The 11,182-nt window shown below is 68.1% G+C and carries 12 protein-coding genes; 6 read left to right on the top strand and 6 right to left on the bottom strand.

The window, feature by feature from the left end; all coding sequences use genetic code 11:
- On the bottom strand, positions 1-866 hold an 866-nt coding region (locus BGN95_RS00745; RefSeq protein WP_353744647.1), incomplete at its 3' end, for a POT-type proton-dependent oligopeptide transporter.
- A 230-nt stretch (positions 867-1,096) separates the two neighbouring features.
- Here BGN95_RS00745 and BGN95_RS00740 point away from each other — a divergent pair.
- Positions 1,097-1,675: a nitroreductase family protein gene (locus tag BGN95_RS00740; protein WP_286771324.1), complete on the top strand. Its 579-nt coding sequence runs from the start codon at positions 1,097-1,099 to the stop codon at positions 1,673-1,675.
- Between the two features lie 37 nt (positions 1,676-1,712).
- Positions 1,713-2,063, top strand: a complete 351-nt coding sequence (locus tag BGN95_RS00735) for a GntR family transcriptional regulator (RefSeq protein ID WP_179512600.1) — start codon at positions 1,713-1,715, stop codon at positions 2,061-2,063.
- A 45-nt stretch (positions 2,064-2,108) separates the two neighbouring features.
- Here the strand turns inward: BGN95_RS00735 and BGN95_RS00730 are convergent, their stop codons facing one another.
- Positions 2,109-2,864 carry an energy transducer TonB gene (locus BGN95_RS00730; RefSeq protein WP_286771323.1) on the bottom strand — a complete coding sequence of 252 codons (756 nt, stop codon included), beginning with the start codon at positions 2,862-2,864 and terminating at the stop codon, positions 2,109-2,111.
- A gap of 104 nt (positions 2,865-2,968) precedes the next feature.
- Complete coding sequence (locus tag BGN95_RS00725) at positions 2,969-4,663, bottom strand: acyl-CoA dehydrogenase family protein (protein ID WP_286771322.1); 1,695 nt, start codon at positions 4,661-4,663, stop codon at positions 2,969-2,971.
- 37 nt (positions 4,664-4,700) lie between these two features.
- Between BGN95_RS00725 and BGN95_RS00720 the strand changes: the two genes are divergently transcribed.
- Entirely contained in the window at positions 4,701-5,618 is a 918-nt protein-coding gene (locus BGN95_RS00720; RefSeq protein ID WP_286771321.1) for an L-threonylcarbamoyladenylate synthase, read from the top strand.
- Positions 5,619-5,668: 50 nt separating this feature from the next.
- Positions 5,669-6,232: a GNAT family N-acetyltransferase gene (locus tag BGN95_RS00715; protein ID WP_286771320.1), complete on the top strand. Its 564-nt coding sequence runs from the start codon at positions 5,669-5,671 to the stop codon at positions 6,230-6,232.
- Positions 6,233-6,290: 58 nt separating this feature from the next.
- On the opposite strand, the gene msrA is transcribed toward BGN95_RS00715, so the two are convergent.
- On the bottom strand, positions 6,291-6,827 hold the full coding sequence (gene msrA, locus BGN95_RS00710; protein ID WP_286771319.1) for a peptide-methionine (S)-S-oxide reductase MsrA: 537 nt from the start codon (positions 6,825-6,827) through the stop codon (positions 6,291-6,293).
- 200 nt (positions 6,828-7,027) lie between these two features.
- Between msrA and galE the strand changes: the two genes are divergently transcribed.
- Both galE and BGN95_RS00700 read left to right on the top strand, forming a co-directional pair.
- Entirely contained in the window at positions 7,028-8,026 is a 999-nt protein-coding gene (gene galE, locus BGN95_RS00705) for a UDP-glucose 4-epimerase GalE (RefSeq protein WP_286771318.1), read from the top strand.
- Entirely contained in the window at positions 8,023-8,850 is an 828-nt protein-coding gene (locus tag BGN95_RS00700; RefSeq protein WP_286771317.1) for an HpcH/HpaI aldolase/citrate lyase family protein, read from the top strand. The genes galE and BGN95_RS00700 overlap by 4 nt, the downstream gene beginning before the upstream one ends.
- Here BGN95_RS00700 and BGN95_RS00695 read toward each other — a convergent pair.
- A complete protein-coding gene (locus BGN95_RS00695) occupies positions 8,830-9,525 on the bottom strand; it encodes a phosphatase PAP2 family protein (protein ID WP_265314444.1) in 696 nt (231 codons plus the stop codon). The genes BGN95_RS00700 and BGN95_RS00695 overlap by 21 nt on opposite strands.
- Positions 9,526-9,710: 185 nt before the next feature.
- Positions 9,711-11,033 carry a carbohydrate porin gene (locus BGN95_RS00690; protein ID WP_286771316.1) on the bottom strand — a complete coding sequence of 441 codons (1,323 nt, stop codon included), beginning with the start codon at positions 11,031-11,033 and terminating at the stop codon, positions 9,711-9,713.
- Positions 11,034-11,182: the final 149 nt, after the last annotated feature.

Genomic DNA, 11,182 nt, shown 5'->3' with positions numbered 1-11,182 from the left:
CCGTGGAAGCTGATCATCGCATAGGAGATCAGCATCGCCACCCCGGCAAGCCCGAGCCCGGCGGGCCAGCCGATCGTATCGGCGAAGGCGGCGCAGAGGAACTGGCCGAGGATCGAGCCCGTGTTGATCCCCATGTAGAAGATCGTGAAGCCGGCGTCGCGCCGACGGTCGCCCTGCTGGTAGAGTTCGCCGACCATCGTCGAGATGTTGGGCTTGAAGAAGCCGTTACCGACCGAGACGAGCGACAGCGCGATCAGCAACACCATCAGCATGAGCGGATTGTGCTCCGCCTGCTCGCTGAAATGGCCGGCGGCGACACGGTGCGCCTCCTGCCCGTTGGCGGCGAGCAGCGACAGGCTGCCGTCGCCATTGCCGCGCATTGTCAGCTTCTCGCCGCCGTAGATCAGATGGCGCGCCTCGTTGGGATCGCTGGTCGGCGCGTCGCGGAAATTCTCGACCACCACCTCATAGCGCTGGCCGTCGATCACCTGATAGGGTTTGGCCGGCGCTCCGCCGAAGGCGAGCGTGAAATAGCCCACCGCCATCATCAGCGCGCCAAAGCGCACCGCGCGTTTCGAGCCGAGATATTGGTCGGCGAGCAACCCTCCGACCAGGGGGGTGAGGTACACCAGCGCGGTATAGCCGCCGTAGAGCCCGGTCGAGGCGCGGTCGCCGAGCACGAAATGCTTGGTGAGATAGAGCGTCAGCAGCGCCCGCATCCCGTAATAGCCGAACCGCTCCCACATCTCGGTGCCGAACAGCCAGAACAGCGGCCGGGGGTGGCCGAACCACGTTCGCTCCGCCGCCGGATTGATATGGGTGATGTCCGGCTCGCGCGGGCTGTCCGCGGTCGGGGTGTCCACCATTTGCGCCTGTCTTCCCTGAAATCTCGTTGCAACGGAAACTAGCGGCAAAGTGTCACGTGTAAATATGTGCGTGCGACCGCCTTGCCTCTTCCGTCATGCCGGGCTCGGCCCGGCATCCAGAGCCACAAAGACGATCGCGCGAGGCTCTGGATGCCGGGTCGAGCCCGGCATGACGACGCGGGCGGGAATCTGGGTTTCGCCGATGCGCGTTCCGTCCTAGGGCATCGGGCATGTTCAACGATCGTTCGACCCCGCTGTCGCTGCTCTCCTCCCGCCGCTCGGGCAAGCCGCGCGATCTCGTCGCGCCGGGGCCCGATGTCGCGGCGCTCGAGCAGATGTGCGCGATTGCGGCGCGCACCCCCGATCACGGCAAACTCGCGCCGTGGCGGTTCGTGATCGTCGCGCCGGAGGCGCGCGCGGCGCTGGCCAAGGTCATCACCGATGCCTTTCGCGCCGAACGACCCGAGGCGAGGCGGATCGAGATCGAGGCGCTGGAGCAATTCGCGCATCAGGCGCCGGCGCTGGTGGTGGTACTGTCCTCGCCGCGGTCGGAGAGCCATATCCCCGTGTGGGAACAGGAATTGTCTGCCGGCGCGGCGTGCATGAACCTGCTCCATGCGGCGCACGCGATGGGTTTTGCCGGCGGATGGTTGACTGGCTGGGCGGCCTTTTCCGATCGGGTGCGCGACGCCTTCGGCGCGGCGCCGGAGCGGATCGCCGGCTTCGTGTTCATCGGCACGCCGGGCAAGCCGCTCGAGGAGCGTCCCCGTCCCGATACGGGAGCGGTGACAAGCCATTGGCACGGATAGGACTCGATTTCTGCCTCAGTTGCTGTATTAAGGCAGCATGACAGCGCTCAGCAACGAGGACAGCCCGGTTTACATCCGCCTTCGGGCGACGATCGCCTCGGGCATCCTGCGTGGCGATTATCGTGCGGGCGACCAGCTCCCCTCGGTGCGCGCGCTGGCTGCCGAGCATGGCGCCAACCCGCTGACCGTCGCCAAGGCCTATCAGAGCTTTCAGGACGACGGCTATGTCGAGGTGCGGCGCGGGGTCGGGATGTTCGTCCTCCCCGGCGCCTCGGAACGGCTGCGGATGGCCGAGCGCGACTCCTTCATGCAAAACCAATGGCCGCGGATTCGCGACCATATCGACCTGCTCGGGCTCGATCTCACCGATCTGATGGCGGGCGCGTAAGCGGCAGCGCCGCGTCAAGCGCGCCATCCCTTTTCTCAAAGTGCCTTATCGCTCGTCGCGCTCGTCCGGCGGGGCGAAGCGGTGCTCGTCGATCCATTCGTGCTGCTCGACGATCCACGCCCGCACTGGGCGGCCGCTGCCGTCGCGTGCGGGGGCGAAGCGGAAGCGTTGCTGGATCAGGCGGCAGGTGGTGTCGTCGAGCGCGGCGCTGCCGCTCGATCGGGTGACGTCGCATTGCTTCACCCGCCCGTCGACATCGACGAGATAGCGCACCGCGACCGTGCCGCTGATCCCGGCGCGGCCCGCCTCGGCGGGATAGTCCGAATCCTTGAGCCGCCCGCTGCGCCATTGCGGGCCGATGCCGTCGCCATTGCCTCCCCCGCCGCGGCCGCTGCCCACCCCGCCTGCGCCGGTGCCGGGGCCGGCGATATCGCTCGCGCCGGTCGTCGCCTGCGCGCCGGTATCGGGCTTGGGCGCGGTGACCACCACCGGCGGGACGGGAAGCGGGATGACCGGGGTCGGCGCGACGACCGGGGTCGCCTTGGAGCGCAAATTGGGGGGCGAGGGGCTGCCCTTGGCGGCGGTGCTGTGGCGCGGCGGTGGCGGCGGGATGCGTTCGGGCGGCGGCGGTGGTGGGGGCGGGGCGACGCCGAACACCGCCATGCTGCGCTCGACGACATGCGGCAGATGGACGGTGAGCCCGCTCAGCAACAGCCAGAACATCAGCGCCTGCACCCCGCCCGCGGCCAGCGCGGCGACGAGGCGAGAGCGGTTTTCCGGCGCGGCGATCGTCCAAGTCACCGTGCCATAACGCACGGAATGGATGAACGTCGCGTGAGTCGAGAGGTTTGGGTTGGCAGCCCGAAGTGGCCGTCACCGCGGCTCAGGGCTGGGGTAGCGGGAAACTAAAAAGCGTCGGCGGACAGCCGATAGAGCCCGCTCGCACCCGCCTCCGCCGCAGCGACCTGCCCCATCGCCTCGGGCAGCACCTGCGCGAGATAGAAAGCCGCGATCGCGCGGCGCGTCTCGCCCGGCGCATCGTCGGCGCTTTCGCGGGCGAGCCGCTCGACCAGCCAGCCGGTGGTGGCGATCGACAGCATGTTGAGGAACGGATAGCTCGCCGCGAGCCGGTCGTCGGCATCGGCGGTCTGCAGCCGGCGCCCGACGCGCTCGCACGCATCGACCAACGCGATCAGCCCGGCGTCCTTCGCCTCGGCGCGGATATCGGCGATCAGCGCGGCGAAGGCGGCGCCGTTCGACAGTGCGAGCTTGCGCCCGACCAGATCGGCGGCCTGGATGCCGTTGGTGCCCTCGTAAATCGGGGTGATCCGTGCCTCGCGGAAATATTGCGCCGCGCCGGTTTCCTCGATGAACCCCATCCCGCCGTGGATCTGCACCCCGAGGCTGGCGACCTCGTTGCCGAGATCGGTGGCGTGCGCCTTGGCGAGCGGCGTGACCATTTCGAGCCGGTCCTTCGCCGCCGCGTCGCCCAGCCCCGCGCGGTCGACCTGCCCCGCCGCATAATAGACCAGCGCGCGTGCCGCGAGCGTCTGCGCCTTCATCCGCATCAGCATCCGCCGCACGTCGGGATGCTCGATGATCGCGGTCGGCTGGCCGTCGCGGGTGCCCTGGATACGCTCGCGGGCATAATCGACCGCCTTTTGTGTCGCGGCCTCCGCCACCTGCACGCCCTGCAAGCCGACGTTGAGCCGGGCGTTGTTCATCATCGTGAACATCGCGCGCATCCCGCCGTGCTCGGCGCCGATCAGATGCCCGATACAATCGTCATTGTCGCCGAACGAGAGGACACAGGTGGGCGAGGCGTGAAGCCCCATCTTATGCTCGATCGAAACGACGCGGACGTCGTTGAACGCGCCGGGATTGCCCTCGGCATCGAGCCGGAATTTGGGGACGAGGAACAAGGAGATGCCGCGCGTGCCCGCCGGGGCATCGGGGGTGCGGGCGAGGACGAGGTGGACGATATTGTCCGCCATGTCGTGATCGCCGAACGAGATGAAGATCTTGGTTCCCTTGATCGACCAGCTGCCGTCGCCGCGCGGGGTGGCCATCGATTTGAGCGCGCCGACATCGCTCCCGGCCTGCGGCTCGGTGAGGTTCATTGTCCCGGTCCATTCGCCGGTGGTGAGCCGCGGCAGATAGGCTGCCTGCTGCTCGGGCGAGCCGTGGTGGGTCAGTGCCTCGATCGCGCCGACCGTCAGGATCGGGCACAAGGCGAAGCCCATATTGGCGGTGCCGAGCGTCTCCAGCACCGCGGTCTGGATCGCGAAGGGCAGGCCCTGTCCGCCGAATGCCTCGGGCGCGCCGATCGTGCCCCAGCCACCCTCGACGAAGGCGCGATATGCTTCCGGGTAACCCGCTGGCATCACCACCCCTTCAGGAGTCCATTTCGCCCCGACCGTATCGCCGGCGCGGGCGAGCGGCGCCCATTCGCCAGCGGCGAACTGCCCCGCGCCCTCGAGCACCGCGTCGATCACATCGTCGGAGGCGGCGGCATAGCGCTCGGTCGCGGCAAGCTCGCCGAGGCGGACGACATGGTCGAGCGCGAAGCGCTGTTCGGCGGTCGGGGCGGTGAAGGGCATTTCTCTCTCCTTGCCCGGCCCGCTATAGCCACGCGGGATGAATGCTCAACACCCCGCTGTTAGAAAGTTCGGTACGGCCGCGATTGAAGAGGCTGCGCAGGAGATCACGCGTGGCGGTATCGTCGCGGTGCCGACCGAGACGGTCTATGGCCTCGCCGCCGACGCGAGTGATTCGCGCGCCGTCGCGCGGATTTACGAAGCGAAAGGGCGGCCAAGCTTCAACCCGCTGATCGTCCATGTCCCCGATCTCGCGGCGGCGGAGCGGATCGCGCGGTTCGACGATGCGGCGCGCGCGCTGGCGACGCGCTGGTGGCCGGGGCCGCTGACGTTGGTGCTGCCGTTGCGGCCCGACGCGGGCGTCGCCGCGCTGGTGACCGCCGGGCTGGAGACGATTGCATTGCGCGTCCCGGCGCATCGCGCGATGCGCGCATTGCTCGCGGCGACGGGCAAACCGCTCGCGGCGCCCTCGGCCAATGCCAGCAATCACATCAGCCCGACCCGCGCCGAGCATGTCGCGGCGAGCCTCGGCGCGCGGGTGCCGCTGATCATCGACGACGGCGCGTGCCCGGCGGGGCTCGAATCGACGATCGTGATGGAAGGGCGCATCCTGCGTCCCGGCCCGATCACCGCCGAGCAGCTCGGGCTGGCGCTGGCGACGAACGAGGGCAAGGTGGTCGCGCCGGGCCAGCTCGCAACGCATTATGCGCCGGGCAAGCCGATGCGGCTCGACGCGACATCGGCTGCGGCGGACGAGTGGCTGATCGGCTTCGGCGCCGTGGCGGGAGACGATATGCTCTCCGCCAGCGGTGATCCGGTCGAGGCGGCGGCGCGGCTGTTCGACGCACTTCACCGCGCCGATGCAAGCGATCGCGCGCGGATCGCGGTGGCGCCCGTGCCCGAAGCTGGGATCGGCGCGGCGATCAACGACCGGCTGCGCCGCGCGGCGCACCGTTGACTCTGACGCCGCCACCCCGGCTTAGGAGCATTGAAATTCGAGGAGGATCGATGAGTTTTACCCTGCGTACCGCCACCGAGGAAGATCTGCCCGCGTTGCGCGAGCTGATGGCGTTGGCGATCGATACCTTGCAGCATGGTTTCCTGTCAGCTGAGCAGATCGTCGCGAGCCGCGCGGTGATGGGGCTCGACACCCAGCTCATCGCCGACCGTACCTATTTCATGGTCGAGGAAGAAGGCGCGCTCGCCGGTTGCGGCGGGTGGAGTCGGCGCGCGACGCTCTACGGCGGCGATCATAGCGTGTCGCTGCGCGAGCCGCGGTTGCTCGATCCGGCGACCGAAGCGGCGCGGGTGCGCGCGATGTACACCCATCCCAGTTTCGCGCGGCGCGGGGTGGGGCGGATGATCCTCGACCAGTGCGAGCGCGCCGCCGCCGCCGAAGGGTTCGACGCCGTGGAACTGATGGGGACGATGAGCGGGCAGCCGCTTTACGCAGCCGCCGGCTATCGTCCGATCGAGGAAGTCACCGATATGGTCGACGGCGTGCCGGTGCCGCTGGTGCGAATGCGCAAGGAGCTTGAAGCGTCGTCATCCCAGCGAAAGCTGGGATCGTAAGCCAGAAGCGACACTCTAGCGGCACGAGACCCCAGCTTTCGCTGGGGTGACGATAAGGTTACGCCTCCGCCTTGGCCCGTGCCGCGAAGCTCTTGCGCAATTTCTGCAGCTTGGGTGGGATCACCGCCAGGCAATAGGGGTTGCGCTGGCCTTCGCCCTCCCAATAGTCCTGATGATAGTCCTCCGCCGGCCAGAATTCGTCGGCATATTCGATCGTGGTGACGATCGGCTTGTCGATGCCGGCCTGCGCGCGCGCGATCGCTTCATTGGCCTGCTCTTCCTGCATATTGTTGGTCGGGAAGATCGCCGAGCGATATTGCGTGCCGATGTCGTTGCCCTGGCGGTTGAGCTGGGTCGGATCGTGCGTCGCGAAGAAGATGTCGAGCAGGTCGCCGTAATTGAGCTGCGCGGGGTCGAAGCCGATGCGGATCGCCTCGGCGTGCCCGGTATCGCCACCGCATACCTGCTTGTAGGTCGGGTTGGCGATCGTGCCGCCGATATAGCCGCTCTCGACCGATTCGACCCCGATCACGTCCTTGAACACCGCTTCGGTACACCAGAAGCAGCCACCGGCGAGGATTGCATAGTCGGTCATCGAGGTCTCCTTTACGCGCAATGTAGGAAGCCGTTACTGTTTGATCCACTGGCGTGGATGCGGCACCGGCCCGCTCCCCCCACCCGGCCGCCCACGAAAGTATCCTTGACGGGCGGCCGGGTGGGGGGAGCGGGCCGGTGCCCCTTATACGGTTTCGGCGCCGCCGAAACCGTATAAGGGCACGCGCAAAGGAGCATCGGATGACGTTCGACGGCAAGGTGATGGTGACGGGCGGGGCGGGCTATATCGGCAGCCACGCGGTGCTGGCGCTGCTCGACGCCGGTTACGAGGTGGTGGTGATCGACAATCTCGTCACCGGCTTCGCCTGGGCGGTCGATCCGCGCGCCACGCTGGTCGAGATGGCGGTCGAGGATCCCGCCGTCCGGCAAGTGATCCGCGATCACCGCGTCCGCGCGATCATGCATTTCGCCGGATCGGTGGTGGTGCCCGAATCGGTCAGCGATCCGCTCAAATATTATCGCAACAACACCGTCGCCTCGCGCGCGCTGATCGAAAGCGCGGTCGCGGAAGGGGTGGCGCATTTCATCTTCTCCTCGACCGCCGCGACCTATGGCACGCCCGAGCGCGTGCCGGTGGCGGAAGGCGATCCGACCGTGCCGATCAATCCCTATGGCATGTCGAAGCTGATGACCGAGGCGATGCTGCGCGATGTCGCGGCGGCGCATCCGATCAATTATTGCGCATTGCGCTATTTCAACGTCGCGGGTGCCGACCCGCAGGGGCGCAGCGGGCAATCGACGATCGGCGCGACGCATCTGATCAAGATCGCGGTCGAGGCGGCGACCGGCAAGCGCGGGCGCGTCGGGGTGTTCGGTACCGATTTCGCCACCCGCGACGGCACCGGGGTGCGCGATTATATCCATGTCTCCGATCTCGCCGATGCGCATGTCGCGGCGCTCGGGCTGCTGGTGAGCCAGCCGGCGGAGAGCCATATCCTTAATTGCGGCTATGGCCGTGGCTTCTCGGTGCTCGAGGTGCTCGATGCGGTCGATCGTGTGACTAATGTAGCGATCGAGCGCCGTTTCGAGGGGCGCCGCGCGGGCGATCCGGCCGAATTGGTCGCGGACAATCGCGCGATCCTCGCCGCGCTGCCGTGGCGGCCGAAGCGCGATGACCTCGACGGCATCGTGCGCGATGCGCTGGCGTGGGAGCGGAAGCTGGCGGAGATGGGCAAATGAGGTTGCGTTCCTTGCTGTTCGTTCCCGGCGACCGGCCGGAGCGGATGGAAAAGGCGCTCGGGCTGGGGGCGGATGCGCTGATCCTCGATTTGGAGGATTCGGTATCGCTCGCCAACAAGCCCGCGGCCCGCGCCGCGGTGCGCGCGTTCGTCGCGCGGGCGCTGGACGGCCCGGCGCTGTTCGTGCGCATCAACCCGCTCGATTCGGCGCTGGTGGCGGACGATCTCGCCGCGCTCGCGGGGTTGCCGCTGGCCGGGATCACCTTGCCCAAGGCGGAAGGCGGCGCGTCGGTCGACGATCTTATCGCGCAGCTGCCGGGCGGCTATGCGGTGCTGCCGATCGCCAGCGAGACGCCGCGCGCGGTGTTCGCGCTCGGCACCTATAATGGCGCGCGGCTTGCCGGGCTGACCTGGGGGGCGGAGGATCTGCCCGCGGCGATCGGCGCGGCGACCTCGCGCGAGCCCGACGGCAGCTATACCGATCCCTACAAGATGGTGCGCGCGCTCACCTTGTTCGGGGCGCATGCCGCGGGTGTGCCGGCGATCGAGACGGTCTATCCCGATTTCCGCGACCTCGACGGGCTCGCGGCTTATGCCGCCCGCGCGCGGCGCGACGGGTTCGCGGGGATGATGGCGATCCACCCGACGCAGGTGGCGGTGATCAACGCCGCCTTCACCCCCTCGGCCGAGGAGGTGGCGCATGCCCGCGCGGTGATCGACGCCTTCGCCGCCAATCCGGGGGCGGGGGTGCTCCAGCTCGACGGCAAGATGATCGACGCGCCGCACCTCAAGGCGGCGCATCGCTTACTCGCGCTGGCCGAGTAAATTCATCCGCGCCTTCGCGCCGATCGACCACCAGCCGAGCGCCCACAATGTCCCGAAGCTCCACCCGGCGAGCACGTCGGACGGCCAGTGGACGCCGAGATAGACCCGGCTCGCGCCGATTGCGACGACCAGCAGCCCCGCGACGAGCGCGACATAGCGCCGCGTCGCGCGGCCGTGGGTCACCTGCGTCACCAGCGCGGCGGTGGTGAGATAGACGATCGCGCTATTCGCGGCGTGGCCGCTGGGAAAGCTGTAGCCGCTCGCCGCGACGACATGATCGACGATATCGGGGCGCGCGCGGCCGAAGATCGCCTTGAGCAGCTCGACCGCCGCGGAGCCGAGTGCCGTCGCCAGCACCACCAACGCGGCGGTGATCCACAGCCGGCGGACGAGCAGCAGCGCGGCGGTCGCGGCGACGACGAGCGTCAAAACGGTGACGCTGCCGAGCGCGGTGACGTCGATCACTGCGTGGCGCAGCCACATCGGCCCGGCTTCGTGGAGCGCGAGGATGATCGCGCGGTCGAAGCCGAACGGATGGCTGGCGAGGATCATCCCCGCCGCCAGCGCGACGATCACGGCAGCGGCGATCAGCCCCGCGCCGATCATCTTGTGGCTGGGATGGGCGACGCCCGGCGGAACCGGCTCTTCGTGATCGAGCAAGGGCGCGTCGTGCATCGCGCGGGTTAAGCGTGAAAGGCGGGCGGGTGGCAAGCGGCGGCGCCCTATCTTTCTGCTTCCTTCTCCCCTCCCGGGAAGGGAGGGGGCGGGGGTTGGCCTGCGAGGTTACCAATGCGGCGCCCCCCATACCCACCCGCCCCCAGCCCCTCCCTTCCCGGGAGGGGAGAAGTGGGGAGCAGGGATCAGAACGCTGCGTGGAGCCGCAGCGCGAGGACGTTCGCCGGCCCGCGCTCGCGATTATAGCCCGGGTTGGCGATATGCTGCGCATCCACCGTCGCCTCGAACGCGGGCGCAATGTGGAGCGCGTAGAATAGTTCGGCGATCTCCTCCGCGCCGGCATCGGGCAACTTCCCGTCGCCGACCAGCACGCCGATCCCGCCCGACGCCAGATAGCGGCGGTGCTCCGCCGAAATGCCGTTGGCGATCAGCGCCAGCCCGATGCGATCGTCCTTGCGTCCCCAGCCGGCGCCGTGGAGCATCGCGCCGATCTGCGCGGTGCGGTCGATATCGGTGAAATCATAGGGCTCGATCGCCCCGTCGGCGATGCCTGCGCGCGCGAACACCCCGAAATTGCCGGTCAGTTCCTGCTCGAGATTGAAATGCACCCCGATGCGCGTCATCGGCCGCCGGGTCAGCGCGAGATCGATCGGATCGCCGGTCGCCGCGGAGCGCGCCAGCGCATCGTCATAGCGGCTGAAGCGGCCGTGGTTGCGGAACAGGGTGACCCGCACCGCGCCGGGGTGGCCCGCGATGCTGTGGCGATGCTCGATCTCCGCATCGAGCTGGAACTGGCTGAAATCGCGCTCCAGCGTTTCCCCATTGGGCACCTTGGAGAGGTTGAACGCGCCGACCCGCAGCGTCCATGCGCCGCAATAATATTCCACCGCGACGCCGGTCGAATAGCCCCAGGCGTCGGCGGCATAGTCGAACGTCCCGGCGTCGACCGCCGCCCAGTTGAGGAAGTCACTGCGCGGATCATGGGCATAAGCATTGGTGTCGAACACATCGCCGACGCCGAACTTGCCGGCGGTGATCACGACGCGGTTGCCGTCGCGCGTGCCGCCGAGCTGATTGGCGCCGGGTGCGATATTCTCATGCCCGCCGCCGAGCCCGATCGTCTGGCGGAAGAACAGCCGCTGCAGCCGGAAATAGGGATTGCTGCGCCCGACCTTATACGCCTCCGCACTGGGGAAGCCGGCGACGCCGAGCGTATTGGACAGTCCGAAACCCTGATCGATCTCGGGATTGGCCCAGATCTCGCCGCCCGCCCAGGGGCGCACCCCGAGGAACAGCGTCGCGTCGACGGTTTCCTTCGTTTGTTTCGGGGCAAGGCTGTTGGTGCCGCGGTAGGGAGAGGCGAAGCCGCCGACCCCCTGCACGACGAAGGTCGCCTGGCCGTGAACCGCCCAATCCTGGGTCGGCTGGTCGGCGTCCTGCGCCGCGGCGGGCAGGGGTAGAAAGGAAAGGCAGCCAGCGGCCACCGCGAGAAACAGCGTCTGGGTCATCGCGACCTCCATCGGGTCCAAAAGGGGATTCACCCGACGGAGACCGCGTGGATCGGACTAGGTCACCGACTCATAAAGCGCATCCAAATTCGGGCAGAGGCGAGTTTGACGAGCGCGAGGTAGTTGGCGTCGTGTTTTTCGTATCGCGT

The sequence above is a fragment of the Sphingomonas sp. 66-10 genome (assembly GCF_001897045.1).
Lineage (GTDB): Bacteria > Pseudomonadota > Alphaproteobacteria > Sphingomonadales > Sphingomonadaceae > Sphingomonas > Sphingomonas lycopersici.
Note: the sequence above shows the minus strand (reverse complement) of the source record. Positions and strands in the feature narration are given on the sequence as shown.

Coding starts and splice junctions, on each gene's coding strand:
- BGN95_RS00720 (WP_286771321.1), top strand. CDS start 4,701: ATGAATGCTCAACACCCCGCTGTTAGAAAGTTCGGTACGGCCGCGATT.
- BGN95_RS00725 (WP_286771322.1), bottom strand. CDS start 4,663: ATGCCCTTCACCGCCCCGACCGCCGAACAGCGCTTCGCGCTCGACCAT.
- BGN95_RS00690 (WP_286771316.1), bottom strand. CDS start 11,033: ATGACCCAGACGCTGTTTCTCGCGGTGGCCGCTGGCTGCCTTTCCTTT.
- galE (WP_286771318.1), top strand. CDS start 7,028: ATGACGTTCGACGGCAAGGTGATGGTGACGGGCGGGGCGGGCTATATC.
- BGN95_RS00695 (WP_265314444.1), bottom strand. CDS start 9,525: ATGCACGACGCGCCCTTGCTCGATCACGAAGAGCCGGTTCCGCCGGGC.
- BGN95_RS00715 (WP_286771320.1), top strand. CDS start 5,669: ATGAGTTTTACCCTGCGTACCGCCACCGAGGAAGATCTGCCCGCGTTG.
- BGN95_RS00740 (WP_286771324.1), top strand. CDS start 1,097: ATGTTCAACGATCGTTCGACCCCGCTGTCGCTGCTCTCCTCCCGCCGC.
- BGN95_RS00700 (WP_286771317.1), top strand. CDS start 8,023: ATGAGGTTGCGTTCCTTGCTGTTCGTTCCCGGCGACCGGCCGGAGCGG.
- msrA (WP_286771319.1), bottom strand. CDS start 6,827: ATGACCGACTATGCAATCCTCGCCGGTGGCTGCTTCTGGTGTACCGAA.
- BGN95_RS00735 (WP_179512600.1), top strand. CDS start 1,713: ATGACAGCGCTCAGCAACGAGGACAGCCCGGTTTACATCCGCCTTCGG.